Source organism: Pyxidicoccus sp. M15 (genome assembly GCF_056858435.1).
On the sequence record NZ_CM166495.1, the window covers coordinates 9619402 to 9641068 of the forward strand.

The 21667-nt window shown below is 72.0% G+C and carries 19 protein-coding genes; 11 read left to right on the plus strand and 8 right to left on the minus strand.

Annotation, left to right across the window (positions count from 1 at the left end; all coding sequences use genetic code 11):
* Nucleotides 1-122 precede the first annotated feature (122 nt).
* From ACX9TP_RS35455 to ACX9TP_RS35480, 6 genes are all read left to right on the plus strand, one after another.
* A complete protein-coding gene (locus tag ACX9TP_RS35455) occupies nucleotides 123-929 on the plus strand; it encodes a phosphodiester glycosidase family protein (protein ID WP_482975073.1) in 807 nt (268 codons plus the stop codon).
* 125 nt (nucleotides 930-1054) lie between these two features.
* A complete protein-coding gene (locus tag ACX9TP_RS35460; protein WP_482975074.1) occupies nucleotides 1055-2011 on the plus strand; it encodes an ARPP-1 family domain-containing protein in 957 nt (318 codons plus the stop codon).
* Nucleotides 2012-2061: 50 nt separating this feature from the next.
* Nucleotides 2062-2787: a class I SAM-dependent methyltransferase gene (locus ACX9TP_RS35465; protein ID WP_482975075.1), complete on the plus strand. Its 726-nt coding sequence runs from the start codon at nucleotides 2062-2064 to the stop codon at nucleotides 2785-2787.
* Nucleotides 2788-2838: 51 nt separating this feature from the next.
* The gene (locus tag ACX9TP_RS35470; RefSeq protein ID WP_482975076.1) at nucleotides 2839-4677 is read left to right on the plus strand and encodes a sigma 54-interacting transcriptional regulator; all 1839 of its coding nucleotides are present in this window, start codon (nucleotides 2839-2841) and stop codon (nucleotides 4675-4677) included.
* Nucleotides 4674-6008 (plus strand): serine/threonine-protein kinase, encoded by a 1335-nt coding sequence (locus ACX9TP_RS35475; protein WP_482975077.1) that lies wholly within the window; start codon nucleotides 4674-4676, stop codon nucleotides 6006-6008. The genes ACX9TP_RS35470 and ACX9TP_RS35475 overlap by 4 nt, the downstream gene beginning before the upstream one ends.
* A 198-nt stretch (nucleotides 6009-6206) precedes the next feature.
* The gene (locus ACX9TP_RS35480; RefSeq protein WP_482975078.1) at nucleotides 6207-7352 is read left to right on the plus strand and encodes a LamG domain-containing protein; all 1146 of its coding nucleotides are present in this window, start codon (nucleotides 6207-6209) and stop codon (nucleotides 7350-7352) included.
* A gap of 1 nt (nucleotide 7353) precedes the next feature.
* On the opposite strand, the gene ACX9TP_RS35485 is transcribed toward ACX9TP_RS35480, so the two are convergent.
* Nucleotides 7354-7686: a hypothetical protein gene (locus ACX9TP_RS35485; RefSeq protein ID WP_482975079.1), complete on the minus strand. Its 333-nt coding sequence runs from the start codon at nucleotides 7684-7686 to the stop codon at nucleotides 7354-7356.
* 196 nt (nucleotides 7687-7882) lie between these two features.
* Here ACX9TP_RS35485 and ACX9TP_RS35490 point away from each other — a divergent pair, with 196 nt between their 5' ends.
* The 5 genes from ACX9TP_RS35490 (at nucleotide 7883) to ACX9TP_RS35510 (ending at nucleotide 11899) form a co-directional block, all read left to right on the plus strand.
* Nucleotides 7883-8914, plus strand: a complete 1032-nt coding sequence (locus tag ACX9TP_RS35490; RefSeq protein ID WP_482975080.1) for a serine hydrolase domain-containing protein — start codon at nucleotides 7883-7885, stop codon at nucleotides 8912-8914.
* A 40-nt stretch (nucleotides 8915-8954) separates the two neighbouring features.
* Entirely contained in the window at nucleotides 8955-9416 is a 462-nt protein-coding gene (locus ACX9TP_RS35495) for a YaiI/YqxD family protein (RefSeq protein WP_164002756.1), read from the plus strand.
* Nucleotides 9417-9492: 76 nt separating this feature from the next.
* The gene (locus ACX9TP_RS35500; protein ID WP_482975081.1) at nucleotides 9493-10101 is read left to right on the plus strand and encodes a 2,3-bisphosphoglycerate-dependent phosphoglycerate mutase; all 609 of its coding nucleotides are present in this window, start codon (nucleotides 9493-9495) and stop codon (nucleotides 10099-10101) included.
* A gap of 85 nt (nucleotides 10102-10186) precedes the next feature.
* Entirely contained in the window at nucleotides 10187-11185 is a 999-nt protein-coding gene (locus ACX9TP_RS35505) for a M28 family peptidase (protein ID WP_482975082.1), read from the plus strand.
* 54 nt (nucleotides 11186-11239) lie between these two features.
* Nucleotides 11240-11899, plus strand: coding sequence for a proline and serine-rich protein 1 family protein (locus ACX9TP_RS35510; protein WP_482975083.1), 660 nt, complete (start codon nucleotides 11240-11242; stop codon nucleotides 11897-11899).
* Nucleotides 11900-12072: 173 nt separating this feature from the next.
* Here the strand turns inward: ACX9TP_RS35510 and ACX9TP_RS35515 are convergent, their stop codons facing one another.
* The 7 genes from ACX9TP_RS35515 to ACX9TP_RS35545 all read right to left on the minus strand — a co-directional run bounded on the left by ACX9TP_RS35515 (nucleotide 12073) and on the right by ACX9TP_RS35545 (nucleotide 21658).
* Nucleotides 12073-12651, minus strand: a complete 579-nt coding sequence (locus ACX9TP_RS35515) for a peroxiredoxin family protein (RefSeq protein WP_482975084.1) — start codon at nucleotides 12649-12651, stop codon at nucleotides 12073-12075.
* A 75-nt stretch (nucleotides 12652-12726) separates the two neighbouring features.
* The gene (locus ACX9TP_RS35520) at nucleotides 12727-13302 is read right to left on the minus strand and encodes a hemerythrin domain-containing protein (RefSeq protein WP_482975085.1); all 576 of its coding nucleotides are present in this window, start codon (nucleotides 13300-13302) and stop codon (nucleotides 12727-12729) included.
* 8 nt (nucleotides 13303-13310) lie between these two features.
* Nucleotides 13311-14681, minus strand: coding sequence for an oxygen-independent coproporphyrinogen III oxidase (gene hemN / locus ACX9TP_RS35525; protein WP_482975086.1), 1371 nt, complete (start codon nucleotides 14679-14681; stop codon nucleotides 13311-13313).
* 169 nt (nucleotides 14682-14850) lie between these two features.
* The gene (locus tag ACX9TP_RS35530) at nucleotides 14851-17547 is read right to left on the minus strand and encodes a tetratricopeptide repeat protein (protein WP_482975087.1); all 2697 of its coding nucleotides are present in this window, start codon (nucleotides 17545-17547) and stop codon (nucleotides 14851-14853) included.
* Between the two features lie 54 nt (nucleotides 17548-17601).
* Entirely contained in the window at nucleotides 17602-19311 is a 1710-nt protein-coding gene (locus tag ACX9TP_RS35535; RefSeq protein ID WP_482975088.1) for a hypothetical protein, read from the minus strand.
* An 11-nt stretch (nucleotides 19312-19322) separates the two neighbouring features.
* Nucleotides 19323-19607: a hypothetical protein gene (locus tag ACX9TP_RS35540; RefSeq protein WP_482975089.1), complete on the minus strand. Its 285-nt coding sequence runs from the start codon at nucleotides 19605-19607 to the stop codon at nucleotides 19323-19325.
* Entirely contained in the window at nucleotides 19604-21658 is a 2055-nt protein-coding gene (locus ACX9TP_RS35545; protein ID WP_482975090.1) for a hypothetical protein, read from the minus strand. The genes ACX9TP_RS35540 and ACX9TP_RS35545 overlap by 4 nt, the downstream gene beginning before the upstream one ends.
* Nucleotides 21659-21667 lie beyond the last annotated feature (9 nt).

Sequence of the window (21667 nt, forward strand, 5' to 3'; positions counted from 1 at the left end):
GGAAGCGCCCGGGGGCCCGTGTTCACCCCTGGGAAGCCGCTTCCCATTCCCGGACACGCGAGGCTCGCGCCTTGCAGTCCGGCCGGGGCAACCCTCTCTCCCGCTGGATTCCGGTGCCCGCCATGAGCCGTTTCGCCGTCCTGCTCGTCTGCCTGTCCCTGCCCGCCCTCGCCGCCCCGTGGGAGAAGCTCGCCCCCGGGCTGGAGCTGGCGGAATTCGATGCCCATTTGAAGTCGTCGGTGGGCGACTCGCGCGTCACCGTGGTGCGGGTGGACGTGGCGCGCCGGCCGGTGCGGCTGTTGAGTGCCTCGCTGGAGGGCCACGCGCCGGAGCCGACGGCGGAGCGGTGGGCGGCCCTGCACGGCCTCATCGCCGTCACCAACGCGGGCATGTTCCATCCGGGCGGCAGTCCCGTGGGACAGGCGCGCACGGAAGGCCGCGAGCTCAACCCCACCCGCCGCAAGGACTACCGCACCTTCCTGGTGCTGCATCCCCGGGAGAAGGGGCTGCCGCCGGTGCAGCTCCTCGACACGGCCTGTGACGACGTGCAGTCCCTGCTGCCGCGCTACGGCACGGTGCTCCAGTCCCTGCGCATGGTGGACTGCAAGGGGCGCAACACGTGGCAGTCCCAGCCGCGCGAGTGGAGCACCGCCGCGCTCGGCATCGACGGGCAGGGCCGGCTGCTGATGTTCCATGCGCGCTCGCCCTACCGCACGCATGACTTCATCGAGGTCCTCCGGCGGCTGCCCCTGGGCCTGAAGCGGCTGATGTACCTGGAGGGCGGCCCGGAGGCGTCGCTCCACGTCGCCGCGCCGGGACGCACCGTGCGCCGGGTGGGCAGCTACGAAACGGGCTTCAACGAGAACGACGACAACACCCGTTACTGGGCGCTGCCCAACGTGCTCGGCGTGGAGGCCCCACGGCCCTGAAGGCCGTGTCACACGGCTTTGCACTTCGTAACGCCGTGTGACGCCGCCGCCCGGGGCCCCCGGGAGGAGGGCCCTGGCACGCGGCCTTGCAATGAGACGCCGCATACACAGGAGGCGTCCCACCCATGAAGCTCCGCATGCCCGCCGTTTCGGCCCTCGTGGCCCTGCTCACCGCGCCGCTGGCCCTGGCGCAGGAGAAGTCCCCCGCCGCTGACCTGGACCTGGGCGACTACGAGGTCGGCCAGCCCGTGCTCGCCTACAACCTGGCGGTGGTGCCGCTGCACACGCGCAAGGGCCCGCCGTACGACGACTACACCGTCTTGGAGGAGGCGCAGGCGGCGAAGAAGGTCTCCGTCCGCGAGCTGGACAGCGACGGCACGGTGGAGGCGCTGCGGGTGCACAACAAGGACGAGCGGCCGCTGTACCTCGTGGGCGGGGAGCTGCTGCTGGGCGGCAAGCAGGACCGCATGGTGGGCAGTGACGTGGTGGTGGACGCGGGCGAGCGCCAGCGGGTGCCGGTGTTCTGCGTGGAGCAGGGACGGTGGGCAGGCCAGAGCCTGGCCTTCCAGCCGGGGCTCGCGGTGGCACATCCGGACCTGCGGCGCGCGGCCCTGTTCTCGGAGCAGGGCGCCGTCTGGGGCGAGGTGGCGCGCAAGTCCCAGGTGTCGGGGGTCTCCAGCCCGACGGGCACGTACCGGCGCGTGTTCCAGGACGCGGCGCTGCGCCAGCGCATCGGCCGGTACCTGGACGAAATCCAGACGAAGCTGCCACGGGACGAGCGGCTGGCCGGGCTGGCGGTGGCCATCAATGGGGAGCTGGAGGTGGTGGACGTCTTCGACAGCCCGAAGCTGTACGGGAAGCTGGAGCGCAAGCTGCTGGCGTCCTACGTGCTCGCCGCGCTGGAGAAGCAGCCGGGCCGCACGGGCGACGAGGAGCAGGGCCGCGTCAAGGCACGGGGGCTGAAGAAGGAGCACATCGACAAGTTCGTGGGCGGCAACACCAAGGATGGAGGGGAGAAGAAGATGTTCCGCTCCAAGGGCAAGGCCGTGCACGGCACCTTCTTCGGACCGAAGAAGAAGTAGGACGTGCCGCGAGCGAACCGGCGCTCGCGGGGATGATAGAAACACCCCGCATGCAACCCCTCCTCTACGGCGAGCTCGTCCCCTGGTACGACCTGGTCGACCCACCCGCGGACCATGAAGACGAAGCCGCGTGCTTCCAGGACGCCTTCGAGCGCGCCGTCTCACCGAAGCCCCAGACGCTGCTGGAGCTTGGCGCGGGCGCGGGGAACACGGCGCTCCACCTCAAGCGCCGCTTCACCTGCACCCTCACGGACCTCTACGAGGACATGCTGGCGCTGAGCCGCAAGCAGAACCCCGACTGTGAGCACGTCCTCGCGGACATGCGCACACTGCGGCTCGGCCGGACGTTCGACGTGGTGCTGGTCCACGACGCCATCATGTACATGCTCACCGAGGAGGAGCTCCTCACCGCCGCGCGGACGGCCTTCGTCCACACGCGGCCCGGTGGCGCGGCCATCTTCGCGCCGGACTGCTACCGGGAGACCTTCGAGGACGGCACGGACACGCTGACGGCGGACGACGGGAGCCGCTCACTCCGGGGCCTCATGTGGTCCTGGGACCCGCACCCGGAAGACAGCACCTATGTCACCGAGTACGCCTTCCTGCTCCGTGAGGGGGACACCGTCCGGGCCGTCCATGACCGGCACGTCGAGGGGCTCTTCTCCCGGGAGACCTGGCACCGGGTGCTCACCCAGGCGGGCTTCCGCGTCGGGACGTTCCAGCGCCCCATCGGTGACGGCACCTTCGACGACATCTTCCTCTGCCAGCGTTCATGACCGGATGAGAGCGCCGGGCCGCCAGCACGCAAGCCGGCGCCTTCCGCTACAATGCACCCCGTGGCGAGACTCGTGGCGATGTTCGGTCCGTGCAGGGGCGTGGCGCGCGAGCTCGACGCGCCGCTGGTGGTGGGCCGTGCCGCCGAGGGCGGCCTCCAGCTCCTCGATGAAAAGGTCAGCCGGGAGCACTGCGTCTTCTCACCCGATGGGGCCGGGCACACGCTGAAGGACCTGGGCTCGCGCAACGGCACCTGGCTCAACGGGCAGCGCCTCCCGGCCCAGCAGGCCACGACGCTGCGCCCCGGGGACCATGTCTCCGTGGGAGAGAGCGTGCTCGTGTACGAGCCGTCCTTCGACGCCCTGCGCGCCCGCGACGGCGAGTCCACCCTGGTCCTCACCCGCACCCGCGTGGAGCGCGCACGCGGCGGCGGTGCCCCCGGCCCGGATGCCCTCGCCCGCGCCGGCGAGCTGGCCCTGCGCGCGGCCACCACGCCCTCGCCCGACGCCGCCGTGGGGCTCGTCTTCGAAGCGCTGGAGTCCGCGCTGCAACCCTCCGCGCTCGTCCTGCTGCGCCTGGGCCCCCAGGGCCCGCGGCCCCGGCACACGCGGCCCCACGGCGCGCACCTCACGGTGAGCCGCGAGCTGGTGGACGCCGCTCTCCGGACGGGCCGGGCCCAGGCGATGTCGGAGGCCCAGGCCCGCGCCGAGCACGATGCACACACCACCCGCGTGCGCCGCGCGGACGCCCACGTCCTCTGTGCCCCGCTCTACACCGCGGGCCAGCCCGCCGGCGCGCTGTGCATCCTGCGCGAGCAGCCCTTCCACGACGAGGAGCTGTCCCTGGCGGGCGCGCTGGCGCTGGCGGTGGGGCCCTCCCTCTGCCCACCCGAGCCCCGCGCCACCCCGGGCTTCCAGCCCCCCGTGGCGGAAAGCGCCAGCATGCGCGAGGCGATGCGGGTGGCGGAAGCCGCGGCCCCGGTGCAGTCCACCGTCCTCATCACCGGCGAGAGCGGCACGGGCAAGGAGGAGGTGGCGCGCGCGCTCCACGCCCTGGGTCCCCGCGCGAGGGGCCCCTTCATCGCGGTGAACTGCGGCGCCATCCCCGCGGAGCTGGCGGAGAGCGAGCTGTTCGGCCACGAGAAGGGCGCCTTCACCGGAGCACAGTCCGCGCGCGAGGGCGTCTTCGAGCAGGCCGACGGCGGCACCCTCTTCCTGGATGAAGTCGGTGACCTGCCCGCGCCGCTCCAGGTCAAGCTGCTGCGCGTGCTGCAGGACCGCATCGTCCAGCGCGTGGGTGGGCGCTCGGGCGTGCCGGTGGACGTGCGCGTCGTCGCCGCCACCCACCGTGACTTGAAGGAAGCGGCGCGCACGGGCGCCTTCCGCGAGGACCTCTACTGGCGCCTCAACGTGGTGCGCATCCACCTGGCCCCGCTGCGCGAGCGCCCCGAGGATGTGCTACCCCTGGCGGAGCGCTTCCTCGCGAAGCTGGGCACGCAGCTCGGCCGCCGCGCGTCGGGCTTCACGCCCGAGGCCAGCGCCGCCCTGCGCGCCTGTCCCTGGCCGGGCAACGTGCGGCAGCTCGCCAATGCCGTCGAGCGGGCGCTGGTGCTCAAGGGCCCTGGAGACCGGGTGTCGCCCGGCGACCTGCCCCCGGAGGTGGTGTCCCCCGAGCGCCCCGGCGGCCCGGAAACCCGTCCGGGAACCGCGACCCCGCCCGTCGGTGTCCAAGGCACGCTGGCGGAGGCCCTGCGGGCGGTGGAGCGGGAGCACATCGTCCTCGCGCTCAAGCGGGCACGAGGGGTGAAGAGCGCGGCGGCGGAGGTGCTCGGCATCTCCCGGCCGACGTTGGACAGGAAGCTGGAAGAGTACGGAATCGACCTCTACGCATGAACTTCCTCTGTCCCGCATGCCGCACTCCCCTTCCCGGCACCCGCACGGTGCTCGTGGTGTCCTGCTCCGCGTGTGGCGTGCAGGTGGACCTGGCCCGCGCGGAGACGGCGCCCGGCACCGCGCGCCTGTCGCCGGAGGTGGACCTCACCGGCGAGTCGCTCGGGGGCTTCCGGCTGTTGAGCCGGCTGGGCGCCGGCGGCATGGGCACGGTGTACGCGGCGGAGGGCCACCCGGGGGCCTGCGCGGTGAAGGTGCTGTCGACGCTGGTGGCGGCGGACCCGGCGGTGCGGGCGCGCTTCCGCCGCGAGGCCGAGGCGCTCCGGCAGGTACAGCACCCCGCGGTGGTGCGCGTGCTCGCGGACGGCGAGGAGCGGGGCTTCTGCTGGTACGCCATGGAGCGCGTGGACGGGCCGGACCTGCGGGCGAAGCTGACGAAGGATGGCGCCATGCCCTGGCCGGAGGTGGAGGGGCTGGCGCGGAGGATGCTGGAGGCGCTGGGCGCCGCGCACGAGAAGGGCTTCATCCACCGCGACGTGAAGCCGGGCAACATCCTGCTCGCGGCGGACGGCGCGAAGCTGTGTGACTTCGGCATCGCCCGGCTGGACGGGGCGACGACGCTGACGGAGTCCGCCGCGCTCATCGGCTCGCTGCGCTACATGGCGCCCGAGCAGCAGCGACTGGGCCGCGCGGTGGCGCAGTCGGACCTCTTCGCGCTGGGCCTCGTGTTGTACGAGTCGCTCGCGGGCGGCTTCCCCGGGGAGAAGCCGCTGCCCGCCGGAGTGCCGTCCCGCCTGCGGCGGCTCCTGTCGCGACTGCTCGCGGAGCGCATCGAGGACCGGCCCGACAGCGCGGAGTCCGCCAGGCGGCTGCTGGAGCGGCGCGTGCCGGTGGGCGTGCTGGCGGTGGGCACCTCGGCGGTGCTGGCGCTCGCGGCGCTCCTGTTCCTGGGTCCGGCGTCCGCGAGGCAGGAGCCTCCGGCCGCGAAGAAGGACGCCGTCGTGACGAAGGACGCCCCGGCGCAGCCCGCCCCCCAGGCCACGGCGCTCCAGCAGGAGAGCCCGCCCCTGCCCGCCAGCGTGCCCCAGGCACAATCCCTGGACGTACCGGCGCAACCGCAGGCGGCCGTGGAACGCCCGGCGCGGGCCCCGGACACGGGAGCGCTCCAGCCCTCGCCCCCGGCGAAGGCCGGCCTCAACCTCGAGACGTTTCCCCTCGGGAGGAAGGGCGGCCTCTTCGCCCCGGACGCCTCGGTAAAGAAACCGGCTGCGGCCTCCCGGGAGCGCAAGCGGCTGAAGGCACCGGAGCAGAAGGCGTCGCCGGTGAAGGAGTAGCCGGGAGCCCGGTGCGCCGCCCGTGCCTCCCCAGGGGGCTGGGACTCCTGGACGACCCGAGCGGAGGATGCCGCGCAGCCCTGCTCCGGCTCCAGGCAGGAGGTGCGGGTCCACGGCGCGCCTCACGCCGACGGTGGCCACACTCCATCATGAAGGGGCCGCGAGCTCTGCCCTGCCGTCCGTGATTGGAGGTCCTGCATGGCCCGGGCGTTCGACATCACCACGACTTCGCCCACGCTGAAGCTGGGCGGCAATCGGAAGGGCGAGGTGGCCTTCACCGTCACCAACTCACGCGGCCATCCGGTCCGGGGCCGGGCCGTCATCGTCGCCGAGGGAGCGACGCCTCCGGAGTGGCTCGCCCTCGACGGTGACGCGGAGCGGGACTTCTCCGCCAGTGGCACGCACGTCTTCCAGGTGCAGGTGGCCGCCCCGCCCTCGCAGCCCGCGGGTGAGCATGCCTTCCACCTGCTCGTCGCGGACCAGTCCAACCCCGACGAGTACTTCGCCGAGAGCTCCCCGGTGGCCTTCAAGGTGCCTGCCCCGGTGGTCGCCCCGCGCCGGAAGATTCCCTGGTGGATTCCCGTGTCCGCCGTGGCGGGCGTGCTCCTCATCGTGCTGGTGGGCGTCCTGCTGGGCCGGGACAAGAAGGAGGAGCCCGGGACGGGCGGCTCCGGCGATGGCGTGACGCAGGCCGAGCCTCCTCCCCCGGCGCCGGTGCTGACCTTCAACGGCACCACGTCCTACGTGGACCTGGGGCAGCCCCTGTCCCTGGAAATCACCGGCCCCATCACCATCGAGGCGTGGGTGCGTCCGGTGAACACCAACGGCATCCAGAACATCGTGGCCCGGGGCTACACCTCCACCCCCAGCGGCGAGGTCTACCTGCGCATCCTGTCGGGGAACTACCAGGCCGGCTCGTACATGGAGGGCAAGTCCTTCGGCGGCACCACGGCCCTCATGCCCTTGCAGGACGTGAACAACTGGGTCCACGTGGCCGCCGTCCATGACGGCGAGAAGTGGAGGCTCTTCCGCAACGGCGAGCTGCTCGCCGAATCCCCCCAGCCCCAGGGCGGCGGCTTCCCCATCAACGCGCGCTGGGCCATCGGCTCCAAGGGTGCCGGCGGAGACCGCACCTTCAACGGCAACATCCGGGACGTGCGCATCTGGAGCGTCGCGCGCACCCAGGCGCAGATTGAAGAGGACATGGACGAGCCTCCCGACAAGGACGCGGAGGGGCTCGCGGGCTACTGGCCGCTGGACGAGGGACGTGCCAGCCGCGTCAAGGACCACAGCGGCAACGAGTCCCACGGCTTCATCCACGGCGCGCAGTGGGCGCCGCCATGAATCAGGCCCGCTGCACCTGGGCGTCGGACATGCGGCGCTTGGGCTTGCGGCGGATGAAGCGGCTCGCGTCGCCGCGCCGGTAGCAGGTGACGAGCCGCTCCTCGTCGCTCAGCAGGACAATCCAGCCGCGCGCCTGCCTCGCCAGCGCGGAGGTCCTCCAGGCGGCGGGCAAATCACGCTCCAGCACCGTGACATGCGTCATCCCCGCGGCGCGGGCGCGGTCGCCGAACTCGAGGATGAAGTCGAGGACGTCGTCTCGAAGCTGCCGGCTCGCGCGGCGCTCGAGGAAGTGGCGGGTCAGGGAGAATGCGCGGGGTTGGACCGGACAGCTCATGGCGAGACCTCCTGGCGGGGCTCGCCTCTACACATGGCGTTCCAACCCGCCGCGCTCGGGATTCCGGGGACTTGGACCGCGCCGAGAGCCGGCCCGCGCGACAATCCGTCAATTCCGGCCCGGGCCCGTGACAGCGAGACGACGGCCCGCCCGGGTTGACGCTCCCACGAGCGACGTGAGACAGCCGCCACGGCCCATGCCCACCCCTTCCGAGCTCATCCACGAGGAGACCCGCCGCTACCTGCGCGGCTATCGCTCGGCAGCCCTGTGCGCGGGCGTCACCTGGCGCGGCGAGCACCACGTGCACGGCCTCCGGGGCCGGGGCCCCCCCCCGCCGTCCGACACCCTCTTCGCCCTGGGCGAGCTCACCCAGGTCTTCACGGGCGCGCTCCTCGCGCTGCTGGTGGAGCGGGGCGAGCTGCGGCTGGACACGCCGCTGTCGGAGCTCATCCCCCGGCCGCTGCTGCCCGACGCGACGGCGGGCCGCATCACCGTGGAGCAGCTCGCGACGCACACCTCCGGCCTGCCGCACCTGCCGCCCAACCTGGAGACGGAGGCGCAGAAGCCGGAGGACCCCTTCGGCCACTACTCCGCGGGCCTCTTCGGGGACTTCCTCCGCGGCTACCAGCCCGCGAGTCCCCCGCCGCGTCCCTACGCCGAGTCCCTGCTCGGGATGGGTGTGCTCGGCCATGCGCTGTCGCGGCGCGCGGGGCTCAACTACGGGCACGCGCTGAGGGATTTGCTCTTCAAGCCCCTGGGCCTGACGGACACCACGGCGCGGCTCTCGGACGAGCAGCAGCCGCGACTGACGCCCGGCCACACCGCACGCGGCAAGCCGCTGCCCGCCTGGACCTTCCCGGCGCTCCCCGGCGCGGGCGCGCTCCACTCCACCGCGCCGGACCTGCTCCGCTTCCTCGATGCGCACCTCGGACGCGCTGACGCGGGCCTCGTCCGTGCGCTGCGCCTGTCCCATGCGCCGCGCGTGGACGCCGGCCCCGCGCGGATGGCGCTGGGCTGGACGGTGTCCACCGTGCGCGGGCACGACGTGGTGTGGCGCTCGTCCGTCATGGGGGGCTACACGGGCTTCGTCGGCTTCGCGCCGGCGGCGGAGGCGGGCGTCGTGCTGCTGGCGGACCATGGGTGGTCGCTGTTCGCCGCGCTGAGGGGCCGGGTTCCGCTGGAGGCGCCGGGCCTCGCGCTCCTCAATCGCCTCCTGCCCTCGCCGTGATTTCGGAACACGCTTCCACCTGGGAGAGGATGGCGCACGCATGAAAATCTGGGTCGATGCCGATGCCTGCCCCGGGCCCGTCCGGGACATCCTGCTGCGCGCGTCACAGCGCCTCAAGGTCCCCACCGTGTTCGTGGCTAACCGCGCCCTGTCCCTGCCGCGCTCGGAGCTCGTCTCCACGGTGCAGGTGGGCGCCGGGCTGGACGTGGCGGACCAGCACATCGCCGCCTCCGCACAGAAGGGCGACCTGGCCGTCACGCAGGACATCCCCCTGGCCGCGCTGCTGGTGCCCCGGGGCGTGGTGGTGCTGGACCCGCGCGGAGAGCTGTTCACCGAGGAGAACATCTCCGAGCGCCTCTCCGTGCGGAACTTCATGCAGGAGCTGCGTGAGAGCGGGGTTCAGACAGGAGGCCCCAGCGGCTTCAACGCGCAGGACCGCCAGCAGTTCGCCTCCGCACTGGACCGCGAGCTGACGCGGCTGCTGCGCAAGCCGCCAGTGTAGGGCGCGAAACGCACGCGGCCCGGAAAGCCGCGCCCGCCCTGGCCGCCCCGCCCGGCATGCGCTACCTGGGCAACCCATGCCCAACCTTGCCCTCGTCCGACACGGTCAGTCCCTCTGGAACCATGAGAACCGCTTCACCGGCTTCGTGGACGTGCCCCTCACCGAGCAGGGCCGCGACGAGGCCCGGCTCGCGGCCAAGGCGCTCCAGGGGATGAAGTTCGACGTCGCCTACACCTCCGTCCTCACCCGCGCGCAGGAGACGCTCGCCATCATCCTGGAGGCGCTCGGCCAGCGCATCCCCGTCATCCGCGACGCCGCCCTCAACGAGCGCCACTACGGTGACTTGCAGGGACTCAACAAGGCCGACGCGGCGAAGGAGTTCGGCGAGCAGCAGGTGAAGCTGTGGCGCCGCTCGTACGACATCCCCCCGCCCAACGGCGAGTCGCTGGCGATGACGGCGAAGCGCGTGCTGCCCTTCTATGACCGCGCCATCGCCGGGGACCTGCGCCAGGGCAAGCACGTGCTGGTGGTGGCGCACGGCAACTCCAACCGCTCCCTGGTGATGAAGCTGGACGCGCTCACCGGCGAGCAGGTGGTGGGGCTGGAGCTGGCCACGGGCGTGCCCCTCGTCTACGAAATCTCCCCCACGGGCGAGGTGCTGTCCAAGCGACTGCCCGTGCCCTGAGCCGCCCTCGGGAACGGTGTTCGCCTCCCGTGAGTCCAAGAAGAGGACGGGCCGGGCGCGTGAGGCGCCCGGCCAGGGAGGGCCCATGGGACGCGGTCGGCTGTGGACCGGAATCGGAGTCGCGGCGCTGGCGGCGGTGGGGCTGGCGTGGAGCGTCGGTGGAGCGCGGAAGCCCGCGCCCATCGCCCCGCCTACGCAGGCCAGCCCCGCGGTCGAAGCGGGGACGCTGAGGGCGCACGTGCGCATGCTCTCGGAGACCTTCCACCCGCGCGACTCGGGACACCTGGAGAACCTGGAGCGCGCCGCGGACTACATCGCGGACCACCTGGCGCGGGCCGGCGGGCAGGTGGAGTCCCAGCCCTTCCGCGTGGACGGCCAGGACTACCGCAACGTCATCGCCCGCTTCGGGCCGGAAGACGGCGAGCGGCTCGTCGTCGGCGCGCACTACGACTCCGTCCACGGCACGCCGGGCGCGGATGACAACGCCAGCGGCGTGGCCGCGCTGCTGGAGCTGGCGGTGCTGCTGGGCCAGCGGCCGCCGTCCCTGCGCGTGGACCTGGTGGCCTACACGCTGGAGGAGCCGCCCTACTTCGGCACCGGGCAGATGGGCAGCGCGGTGCACGCGCGCCGGCTGAAGGAGGCCGGCGTGAAGGTGCGCGGCATGCTCGCGCTGGAGATGCTGGGCGTCTACAGCGACACGCCGGACAGCCAGGACTACCCCCTGCCCCTGCTCCGCCTGCGCTACCCGGACACGGGCCACTTCATCGGCGTGGTGGGCCTGCCGGAGGACGGAGGCCTCACGGAGCAGGTGGCGGAGGCGATGCGCGCGGGCAGCCCCCTGCCGGTGGAGACCCTCAGCGCGCCCGCCGCGCTGCCGGGGGTGGCCCTCTCGGACCACGCCAGCTTCTGGGAGCAGGGCTACCGGGCCGTCATGGTGACGGACACGGCCTTCTTCCGGAACCTGCGCTACCACACCCAGGACGATACGTGGGACACGCTTGACTACGCGCGTATGGCCCGCGCCGTCCAGGGGGTGTATGCCGCCGTGAGGACGCTGGCCTCGGGCCCGCTCCCCGGAGATTGAATGCAGGGGGGCCGGACGCGTCATAGTGTCGAGTACACGAAAGGACGCTTCCCCATGAAGGCCCTCGCTGTCGCCGTCGCCATCCTCACCGCTTCCTCCGCGTTCGCCGGAAACGAGCCGCAGTCCACCGAGCTGCGCCGCTCCCCGCCCCCGGGCCGCCCCATGCCGCAGCCCCCGCCGCCCGCGCGCAGCCTGGCCGCGGTGGACCGCGAGGAGCTGGGCGAGCGCATGGCCCGCCTGGAGAAACTGCTGAAGGAGCTCGAGGGCCGCATCGACAACCGCGGCGACGGGCGCAACAAGCTGCGCCGCGCGCAGGAGACGCTGGACTCGATGCAGCAGTTCGTCGCCGAGGCCCCGCCCGTGGGTGCCGTCTACCCCACGCCGTCGCCGGCCCCGCAGCCCCCGCCCCCGCCCGAGCCGGTGGTCCGCCCCATTCCGGACGGCCACTTCAAGCGCCTGAACGATGCGGTGGCCAAGGAGACCTTCGTCGAGGACAAGATGCGCGTGCTCAAGATGGCCGCCGGTGACAACTACTTCCTCATCTCCCACGTGGGGCAGTTGCTCGGGCACTTCTCCTTCTCGCAGGACAAGCTCACCCTGGTGCGCGAGCTGAAGCCGCGCATCCTCGACCCGGAGAATGGCTACCAGCTCTACAGCGCCTTCTCCTTCTCCAGCGACAAGAAGCGCCTCCAGGAAATCCTCGCGCAGCGTTGACGGGCCGGACGACGCGAGCGTGACTGGAGCACCACGGGCGCCTCGGGACACTCCCCGAGGCGCCCGTGGTCTTTTCAGGGCACCCGGGCGCTCAGCTCCACTGGACGCGGTAGGTGCAGGCGCCGCCGTCCTCACAGTGGCGTGCCCGTAACATTCCACCGCACCACGGTGTATCAGCCCCCGGTGAGGGCCTTCCATACGGCCTGTGCTTCCGGCGCGTCGGCGGTGCCGTGGACGGCGGCCACCACGCGCCCGCGTGCATCGAGCGCGAAGGCGTAGGGCGTAGGGCTGGAGGCCAGTCCCAGGGCCTTCGCCATGCCGCCGTTCTTGTCCAGCCACGTGTCTCCCCAGGCGGCGCGGGGCACCTTCTGCCGGGCCTTGCCCTGCGCGACGCCGGTGCTCACGAAGAAGGGGAGCTTGAAGCTGAGGATGGACGCGCGGTGGACGGAGTCGGGCACGCGTGTCCCCGCGGCGTCGAACCACTGCCGCATCGCATCGCCGCCGTCCGTGTCGGTGATGACGACGAGCAGCGTGGGCCGCCCCGTCAATTCGCTGCTGCGGTGGGGCGCGTCCAGCAGGTCCTTGGTGGCGAAGTCGGGCAGTGTCTCTCCGGGCGCGGGCATGGCGCCCGTGGCGGTGGCGGCGAGCAGCGCGCCCGCCAGCACCCAGCGCCTCAGCGTCGTCCCCGTGACTCCGTTTCGTCGTGCCATGCGCGCTCCCGGCTCCAGGTCCACGCGGGTAGAGGTGGTCATTCACCCGGTGTGACTCCAGGGTAGCAGGCCCGGCCAGCGGGTGGCTGCCTGCTCCCTGGCGCCGACCTGGCCCGCTCAGAACGAGCGCACGCTGCCCAGCAGCCCCGAACGGGAAGGACGAGCGGGCGCGAAGGCGCGCTCCAGCGCCTCCACGGCCTCGGACATCGGTCCGTGGGACGCCTCGATGCGGGCGAAGCGCGTGCGCATGCGCTCCAGCACGGCGGCGGGGAGCAGCCGGCGCGCGAGGGGAAACACCTGCGTCTCCTCCACGGTGGTGTGGCCCCGCTGCAGTTGGAGGTAGGCCTCGGCCGCGTCGAGCATCGACGCCGGCTCCACGCCTTCGCGCAGCGTCACCTCCGCCGCGCGCTGCAGCGCCAGGGCCTGCTCACTGCCCGCGCCGTGCGCGCCCGTCACCTGCGACAGCAGCCCCGGGGCCAGCGGCAGCCGGTGCACCAGCATCGTCCGGAAGAGCACCATCTCCTTCGCGTGGTGGCTGCCATCCACGTACGTGAGGAAGAAGTTGGCGGCCCGCAGGAAGAGCGACGCGGAGACGAACTCGCCCCTGCGTCCCCGCGCCACCGCGAGGGCGAGCACGTCCAGCACGTGCTGTATCTGCCGGTGCTCCTGGTTCAACACATCCAACGCATCCATCGCGGTCCTCATACCGTCCGGGAGAAGCGGGGCGTGGCGGCCCGGGGGAGCCGGGCGTCGAACACCATCGCCACGTTGCGCACGAAGAGGCGGCCCAGCGCCGTCAGCTCCAATTGCGTTCCGGAGCGGACCACCAGCCCGTCGTCCTCGAAGGGGCGCAGCCGCTCCAGCTCGGGTGCGAAGTCGCGCGCGCCGTCGTCGCCCAGGTCCGTCCAGAAGTTGCACATGAGCTGGGTGATGACGGCGCGGCGCCGCCGGTCATCGTCGGTGAGGGCGATGCCGCGCTCGGTGGCCAGGCGCCCCGCGGCCACGCGTGCGTAGTAGGCGGGCAGCGGACGGACGTTCTGGGCATAGGCGCCCCCCACGTCGCTGATGCCGGTGCTGCCCAGCGCCACCACGTCCGACGCGGCCTTCACCGTGTAGCCCTGGAAGTTGCGGCCCAGCCGGCGCTCGGCCTGCGCGCGGGCCAGCTCATCCTCGGGCACCGCGAAGTGGTCCATGCCGATGGGGCGGTAGCCCGCCGTCACGAGGGCCTCGTAGGCGGCGCGGAACAGGTCCAGCTTCTGCCGGGCACCGGGCAGCGCGTCCGCCGGCATGCGCTTCTGGTGCTTCAGCACGTCCGGCATGAACGCGAAGGAGTAGACGGCCAGCCGGTCCGGCCGCATCGCCAATACCGTCTCCAGCGTGCGGGCCCAGCGCTCCGCGTCCTGGTGTGGCAGGCCGTAGATGAGGTCGAAATTCACGCCGGTGAAGCCCAGCTCTCGCGCATGCTCCAGCAGCGCCCGCGTCTGCTCCGGTGTCTGGAGGCGGTTCGTCACCTGCTGCACCAGCGGGTCGAAGTCCTGCAGGCCCATGGACACGCGGTTGAAGCCCAGCCTCCGCAAGAGCGAGAGCTGTCCCGGTGTCGTCAGCGCGGGGTGGACTTCAATGGCCACCTCCGCGTCGGGCAGCGGGGTGAAGCGGCGGGTCAGCTCCGTCCACAGCCGCTCGAGCTGCGGCTCGGAGAGGAAGGTGGGCGTGCCTCCGCCCCAGTGGATTTGCGACAGGCCGCGCCGGGCGCCCAGCCGCTCCGCCACCAGGTCCAGCTCCATCACCAGGTGGTCGAGGTACCGGTCCGCCGCGCTCGCGTCCCTGCTGATGACCACGTTGCAGCCGCAGTACCAGCAGAGGCTGCGGCAGAACGGCAGGTGGACATACAGCGAGAGCGGCTCCGCGCTGTCCCGCGTGCCGGCGACGGCCAGCCGCTCGGAGAGCGCGTCGGGGCCGAAGTCGCCGCGCCACTCGGGCGCCGTGGGATAGCTGGTGTAGCGGGGGCCGGCGACGTTGTACCGGCTCAGCAATTCCTCGGAAGGCGTGGGGACGTCGAGGCGGGGTTCCATCACATCCCTGCCCTCCTCCAAGCTCCGTGCCACCCCGTGCTCGACGCAATGGGGACGGGGCCCCGCCCGCGCCGCGCAAATCATGCCGGACCCTCTCCGACGAGCGCACCGCTTGCGCCCGGGAAGCGGGCCTGGCGGCCGCGCGGCAGGCAGGGGCAGGTGCGCGGGCTCAGGCCGGAGGCGCAGCCTCGTCCGAGACGAGCGAGCTGGCGAATCCATCCAGCACCGCCTTCATGCCCGGCTCCGCCTTCGCGCCCTCTTCGCGGAGCTGCTCGCTCGCCCCCTTCAACCACCCCGCCTTGGGTGGCAAGGACCCGCGCATCGCCTGGGCGAGGCGCTTCACGAGGTCAGCTCCGGGAGACGGGGGTGTTCCCGGGCCCGCGGCCGAGGCGGCCTTCAGCGCTGACGCGAGGCACTCGCGAATCCCCTCCGCGTAATAGGAAGGCATCCTCCCGCTCTTCTGAATGGCCTGGCCGATCAGCTTCAGCCCCTCCAGCGGCTCACTCTGTCCCTTCAGCCACCCGAGCTGGTACCTCGCCGCCGCCCACTGCTGGCCCGCGATCTCGAAGTGCCGGGCCGCCTCGTCCAGCCTTGGCGCCGACCTTTCCTTGTGGAAGCGGCCGAACTCGTAGTTGACGGCGGGGTCCCCTGGGCTGAGCGCGAACGCACGACTCAACGCGCGCTCCGCGACGCCTTCCCAATCGATGATCTTGCCCTTCGCGGAGCGTGCGGTGCGCGCCACCGCGACGTACGCCGGCAGGAGCTCCGGTGAGCACAGCAGGGCCCAATGGAGCGCATCCGTCGCATTCTTGAAATCCCCCTTGTGCAGATGGAGCTTTCCCAGCGCATGCAGGGCGTACCCCCGCGCCTCGTTCCAGGCCTGCTCCCCCAGGCCGAAGCCCTCGGGACGCGCCGGGGACGCGAAGAACTTCGCCAGCTCCCCGGCCTTCCGCATCAGGCGGGTGTCCTCCACGCCTCCGTGCTTGAGCTCCCGGTCGCTGGCGAGCGTGACGTAGGCGTCGAGCAGGCACGCCCGGACTTCGACCGCGAGCGGGCTCTTCCCCTTCGCGAGCGCTTCGAAGGTCCAGACGGCCTTCCAGAGACTGTTGGCACGGTGGGTCTGCGCGTCGAGCAAAGCGGTCTGGAAGCGCACCTCGTCGTTCAGTTCCTGGGTGGCGGTGGTGGGCGTCGCTGTCGCGAGGCGGCCTGACACATCGGTGAGGAGCGCGCGGGCGCCCTCCCGGTCTCCGGAGCGCCTCAACACCGTGGCGAGCACGAGCTTCGTCCGGGCATGCGTCGGGTCGAGGCGCCGCGCCGCATCGAGATGTTTCCGGGCCTCCGCGAGCGCGCCTCTCGCGAGCGCGCGAACGCCATCGTGGAACTCGACGAACGCATCCGGGCTCGCGAACGTCTTCGACGGATTGCAGCCAGCCCCATACTGGAGCGCCAGCTTGCGGAAGGCCTCGTCCACGGTGGCCGCCTCGGCCCCGCTCGCCACCGCCTTCCACGACTGACTCTTCCTGTCGGAGGCGTCGAGCACGGAGAGAGACACGGTGACGGTGTCCGTCCCCTGGCGGATGAGCACCGTCCAGCGATAGCGCGGCACCACGAACGCGCGCACCATCAACGCCCACAGCGCGCGCAGCGGAATCGCCAGCGGCCCTATCGAGAGCTTCCCGGCTTCGGGAATATGCGAAGCGAAGCTGGCCAGGTCCTTGCCCGCGAGCGACTCCCAGCGCGGGAGCGACTCCCCCAGGTTCGAGTCATGGCTGCGGCCTTCGAGCGGCTCGGCCGCGCGCACTTCCTCGAACACCACCTTGAACCGGAGCGCCTGCGCTTCGCTGGGGCCGAGCGGGCCGGCGCCCGCGGCCAGCTCGAACACGCTCAGCTCGGCGAGTGTGCTCCTGGAAGCGCGCCACCGCTGCAGCCAACGGACGAGCGCGCCCAGCACGAGCACGGCGCCCGCGATGAGCGCCAGCTCCAGCAAGGACGTGCCGGCCGCCCAGCTGTCGTCGAGGAGCTGCCGGGGCCAGTCCGCCCGGTCCGCCTGCTGAACCCACCGCTCCAGGCGGTACGCATGGGCGGCCATGGCGGGGTAGGGCTTCAGCGGCTCGGACGACTTGAGCGCCTCCAGGACCTTCCCGGCCGCCGCCTTGCCACCGGACTGGTAGGCGAGCCGCACCAGCAGGTCCTGGCGTCGGAGCTCCTCGAGCGCGTCCTCGTACTTCGCCCATCGCTTCGCCGCGTCCACGCCGGGCAGCGGCGCGGCGCCAAGCTCACCGGCCGCGACGTGGGGCAACGGCAGCACCGCCGGTGCGCCGTCATCGAGCGCCGCCTCCAGCTCGGCCCGGCGCGAAGCCTCCGCCGCGACGCGCCGCGCGAGCTCCGAGAGCGCCGCTTCGGCCTCCTTCCTCAGCGGCTCGGCCGTCGTGCCCCTCGCGAGCGGGTGGGCTCGAACGCGCTCGTACAGCAGCCTCGCGCTCGCCAGCTCACCGCGCTCCGCCGCGGTGCTCGCGCCCGCTCGGAGCCCATCCAGCTCGCCCTGCCAGGTGGCGAGCCGGGCGGCATGGGCCACCAGCTCCGGAGTCCCCTCCAGGTTCGAGTCCTTCCGGAGCCGCTCCAGCACCGCGTTCGAGACGTCGGTCGCCTTGTTCGCGGTGTGGTACACGAGGCGGAACTGCTCCTCGTGGGCGAGCGCCACGCCGAGGGCCGTGGCGTACGCCGCCTCGGTGGGAGAAGGCCGCGCGAGCAGCCGCACGGCCTCGGCCAGGTCCCCCGCGACAACGGCGGCGCGCGCGGCCTCGAGGCCGCCGGGCGGCTCGGCACCAAGGATGCCGAGGGCCAGCATGAGCAGTGGCAGGTTCACGGCTTCCTCCTCACGAGGACCCTCGCGGCCCCTCGCACCTTTGACCGGGGGGACTCAGGGGGCCGCGGTGACCTGGATGGGCGGCGCCGGATACGCGAAGCGTCCCGCCCTGACGCTGGCCTGCCACGCCTGCCCGACCGCATCGGCGGGGAGGACCGTCGTCATCCGGCCCGTCCGTCGCGCGCCGTCCAGCGTGTCGAGCTTCACCGTCTCGAGCACCCCGGTGGAGACCCCGTTGCGCCGGTACTCGACGGACAGCGTGGTGCTTCTCAGGCCGGCGGGAGCGCTGACCTCGAGCGTCACCGGGGCGCCCGCGGCCAGGCTGCACGCGGGCGCATCACCGCACTGCTGCACCCTGACGTCGATGGAGGGCGCAACGAGCGAGACGGACTGCTCGCCCACGAGCTGGCCCCCGGACTCCAGCCGCACGGACCAGACCTGCCCTCCTTCCGGCACGGGCAGCCGGACGGACGCGACGCTGGCGTCCGCGAGCTTCGCGAACTTCCCGGTCCCTCCGGTCCGCGCCACGCCATCCAGCCGCTCCAGCGCGGAGACCTCGGTGGCCCGGAACGCGCGAGGCGCCGAGACGGTCAGGTCAAGGTCCCCCACCCCCTCCTCCAGCACGCACGCGCCAGAGCCCGGGCAGCGCGGCGACTGGACCTGGAAGGCGGGCGCCGTCAGGCCGACGTCGACCACCGGGGTGGACACCCCCGCCACGACGCCCACGAGCTGCCAGCGCTCGCCCGTCTCCGGCACCGGGAGCGTTCCGCGAGCGACCATCACCCGGTCTCGAAGCTCGAACGGGCGGGAGGCCAGCGTCACGTAGGCGTTCGAATCCGTCCGGCCTTCCAGCGTGACGCTCGGCGGGACGAAGCCCTCGGGCGCGGTGACGAAGAACTCGAGCTCTCCGGTCCCCCGCACGGCGGTGCAGGCCGACGGTGCGGCGCACCCCGCGACGACGAGGCTCACCGTGGGGCTGGCCAGCTCGAAGGACACGGGCGGCGAGACGAAGCCCTCCACCGTCGCGAGCGCCTCCCAGCGGGAGCCCGCCAATGGCACCGCCTCGGAGTGGCTCCCCACGGCGCGCCCGCCCACGGCCGTGAGCGGCACCGGGACAGTGCCCGTGTGGAGGCCGTCCTGCCTGAAGGTGAGCTGGGCGGTCTTCGAGGCGAAGCCCACCGGCGCCTCGAGGGTGAAGCCGACCCGGCCGGTGCTCCGCGTCAGCGGACACGGCGCCGTCTCACACGCGGCGGAGGCGCGGAGGATGATGCCCGGCAGGCGCAGCGGGATGCGCACCGGGGACTGGGTCCACGCCTCGCCCGTCACCGCGCGCACCTCCAGGGTCTGCCCGGTGACGGCCGGCACCACGAAGTCCGCGATGGCCAGCCGCTGCGTCTCGCGGGTGCGCTCCCCGGCGCTGAGGACCGCGTCGTAGCGGCGGGCCTGCGGGGCGCCGTCGACCACCAGCTCGACGGCGGTGTTGGGCAGGGTGACCTTCTCCTCCAGGGCGAAGGAGCCGTAGTACGCGACGACGCGCAGCCCCTCCCACCCGGCGGTGATTTCACACTGGCTCGTCGCCACCGAGCACATCGGCAGCCCGAGCTCCGCGGGCGGAATCGCATCACACGCCTCGTAGCAGGAGGTCCCCGCCTCGCCCGGGTGCTCCTTCATCACGAAGAGCTGGACCTCCTCGGGCTTCATCCCCGAGACACACCCCAGCGTGGTGAGCAGCGCCACGCAGGACCACTGGATTGTCGTGCGCATCCCAGGCCTCCTCATGAGATGGGGAACATCCGGGTGGTGGTCCTTCCGCGCAGTGAGCAGGTGATGCTCACGCTCGACGAGCCGCCGCCGTGGATGACGAACGAGTCCTTCAGCTTCCCATTCACGATGTCGCCTCCCACGTCGATGCTGGAGGGGTAGATGCTCCGCCCCTCGTCGACGAAGAAGCGGATCTTGCCGGCCGCCTCGGATTCGAACTCCAGCGCCAGGGTGAAGGGCTTGTCCTGCTCGATGACGTCGGGCCCACCGGTGAACTTGACGGAGTCTGCAACGCTCATGGCACCACCTTGGCGACGGAAGTCACTGGATCGGAATACGCGGCACGAAGCGCATCGAGGGCATTCACCTGCGCGCTGATATTGAAGTACGGCGCGAGCCCCACGGAGCGCTGCTCCACGCCGAGGACGCTGCGCTGGTTGGTCACCACGGCCGCCCCTCCGGAGAAGGAGACGTAGGGCAACGGGCGCAAGGCGATGCCCACGAAGGCCGGCGCTCCGGCCAGCACTCCCAGGCCCTTCGCGCGGCCGCGCGGGTCGAAGCCCGACTTCAACCCGATGCCAAGCTCCAACGCGACCAGCCTTCCCAGGTCCTCGCGGCCGTTGGTCCACATCGGCTGCTCGACGGGGTTGGGACGGAGTGAGAGCTGGAAGCCGAGGGTGAAGAGAGAGCCCGTCCGGTCCGCGAGCGGAATCCACGTGTGGCCCATGACGGGCGTGACGAGCTGGGTGACGAACGTCGGGTGCTCGATGGCCACCGGCACGCGAATCGCCGGGGGGATTTCGGCGAGCACGAACTCATGCATCTCGACCCGCTCACCGCCCGGCCCATTCCAGGAATCAACCGCCTGGAGGTGGTTGCGCAGGTGGTTCACCAGGTAGTGGAACAGGCTTTCCTCGGCGCTGATGAACCCGAAGAAGAAGGTTGGCTCCGCTCCCCCCGCCACCGCCTTCGCCTCGGCGGCCTTCTCCTTGTCGTCCGGACACGGGACGCCTGCCTGCGCGAGGTTGCCGCTGTTCGCGTCCGTACACCCGGCAATCACCCTGCCCGCCCAGCCTCGCAGCTCCTCCAGCGGGGGCGTGTTCCGCGCGTCCCCCAGAAGGCCGGTCATCGCGACAAGCTGGTCTCGCAGCTCCTCGAGCCGCTTCCGCTCCTCCGCGCTGAGCGTGGCCCCCTTCGCAACAATCCGCTGGACCTCGGGACCGACGTCCTCGAGCGGCAGGAAGCTCGAGCCCCAGCGCACCCGCCCCTCGAGGAAGTACAGCGCCTCCCTCAAGCTCACCGCGGAGTGGGGGAACCGGAGCGACGCCGGGTCGACCTTGAGCGGCTCCATCGCGCCCGCGGGGGGCGCGGCCTCCGCTCCAGCAATCTGGAGCGTGGTCTTGTCCGCCGCCACTCCGATGCGGAGCACCTCCGAGCCCTGCTTCGTGAAGAAGGCCAGGCGCCGCCCCGCCACCTTGCCGTCCACGACGACAGGAAGGGACACCTGTTGGAGCGCGGCCTCCCGGACGAGCAGCCAGGCGGTGACGGCCTGGGGCGTAGCGGCCGCGATGGGACGGAGCGACCCATCCCAGCCCGGAAGGGGGCTGCCCAGGACGGAGCGCCACGCGGCGAAGTCGCGCCGGAGCGCGGGCCCGCTCCGCAACAGGTCCAGGGCGGTGCCCCAGAGCCTGTTGCGGACATTGAGGGTCGCCGCGTCCTGGACCTTGACGTCGAGGCGCTTCCACGACTCCTTCAGCTTCCCGAAGAGCGCGTCCTTCGCATTCGCCTCGCAGGTGCTCTTCTTGACGGAGTCTGTCTCCTCCTCACAGGTGAGGTAGCTCGCCGCGCCCGCGAGCACGAGCTTGGAGATCTCCGCGTCGAGAGACTTGATGTCCTCCTTCTCCCGGTAGACGAAGAGACAGTGCTGCGAGCCCGGGCGGAAGAAGGCGGGCTGGTCGACGAGAATCTTGTATGTCTTCGCATCGGCGGCCCCCTCCCATACCGGCGGAAGGAAGACGGAGTCCGAGTCGAGCTCGGCGAACGTCCTGGCTTCAGCCGCCGCAGCAGGCGGCTGCCATAGCGCGCTCGGCGGGTAGCGCGCCGAGGGCTTCTGGAAGACCCCGAAGGACTTGCCGTCGCGCATCAGGCGACCGTCCACGGCCGCCGAGACGCTCTCGCAGGAGGGAGGGGAACCGAACGCCCCGGCCCGCGTCCGCACGAACACGGCCCTCACCCGGGCTGTCTTGTCCGAGTCCCCCTCGAGGTAGAACGCCCCGGTGGCGGGGAAGGTGCTGAGCGGCCCCTCCGGCGACAGCTTCACCACCGCGATTTCGCCGGCCTCCGAAACCACTGCAAAGAC

Excerpts from the sequence above, each read along its gene's own strand:
- ACX9TP_RS35505 (WP_482975082.1), top strand. The coding sequence starts at position 10,187 with ATGGGACGCGGTCGGCTGTGGACCGGAATCGGAGTCGCGGCGCTGGCG.
- ACX9TP_RS35475 (WP_482975077.1), top strand. The coding sequence starts at position 4,674 with ATGAACTTCCTCTGTCCCGCATGCCGCACTCCCCTTCCCGGCACCCGC.
- ACX9TP_RS35495 (WP_164002756.1), top strand. The coding sequence starts at position 8,955 with ATGAAAATCTGGGTCGATGCCGATGCCTGCCCCGGGCCCGTCCGGGAC.
- ACX9TP_RS35490 (WP_482975080.1), top strand. The coding sequence starts at position 7,883 with ATGCCCACCCCTTCCGAGCTCATCCACGAGGAGACCCGCCGCTACCTG.
- ACX9TP_RS35540 (WP_482975089.1), bottom strand. The coding sequence starts at position 19,607 with ATGAGCGTTGCAGACTCCGTCAAGTTCACCGGTGGGCCCGACGTCATC.
- ACX9TP_RS35515 (WP_482975084.1), bottom strand. The coding sequence starts at position 12,651 with ATGACCACCTCTACCCGCGTGGACCTGGAGCCGGGAGCGCGCATGGCA.
- ACX9TP_RS35455 (WP_482975073.1), top strand. The coding sequence starts at position 123 with ATGAGCCGTTTCGCCGTCCTGCTCGTCTGCCTGTCCCTGCCCGCCCTC.
- ACX9TP_RS35510 (WP_482975083.1), top strand. The coding sequence starts at position 11,240 with ATGAAGGCCCTCGCTGTCGCCGTCGCCATCCTCACCGCTTCCTCCGCG.
- ACX9TP_RS35460 (WP_482975074.1), top strand. The coding sequence starts at position 1,055 with ATGAAGCTCCGCATGCCCGCCGTTTCGGCCCTCGTGGCCCTGCTCACC.
- ACX9TP_RS35480 (WP_482975078.1), top strand. The coding sequence starts at position 6,207 with ATGGCCCGGGCGTTCGACATCACCACGACTTCGCCCACGCTGAAGCTG.
- hemN (WP_482975086.1), bottom strand. The coding sequence starts at position 14,681 with ATGGAACCCCGCCTCGACGTCCCCACGCCTTCCGAGGAATTGCTGAGC.
- ACX9TP_RS35520 (WP_482975085.1), bottom strand. The coding sequence starts at position 13,302 with ATGGATGCGTTGGATGTGTTGAACCAGGAGCACCGGCAGATACAGCAC.
- ACX9TP_RS35500 (WP_482975081.1), top strand. The coding sequence starts at position 9,493 with ATGCCCAACCTTGCCCTCGTCCGACACGGTCAGTCCCTCTGGAACCAT.
- ACX9TP_RS35485 (WP_482975079.1), bottom strand. The coding sequence starts at position 7,686 with ATGAGCTGTCCGGTCCAACCCCGCGCATTCTCCCTGACCCGCCACTTC.
- ACX9TP_RS35535 (WP_482975088.1), bottom strand. The coding sequence starts at position 19,311 with ATGCGCACGACAATCCAGTGGTCCTGCGTGGCGCTGCTCACCACGCTG.
- ACX9TP_RS35465 (WP_482975075.1), top strand. The coding sequence starts at position 2,062 with ATGCAACCCCTCCTCTACGGCGAGCTCGTCCCCTGGTACGACCTGGTC.
- ACX9TP_RS35470 (WP_482975076.1), top strand. The coding sequence starts at position 2,839 with ATGCACCCCGTGGCGAGACTCGTGGCGATGTTCGGTCCGTGCAGGGGC.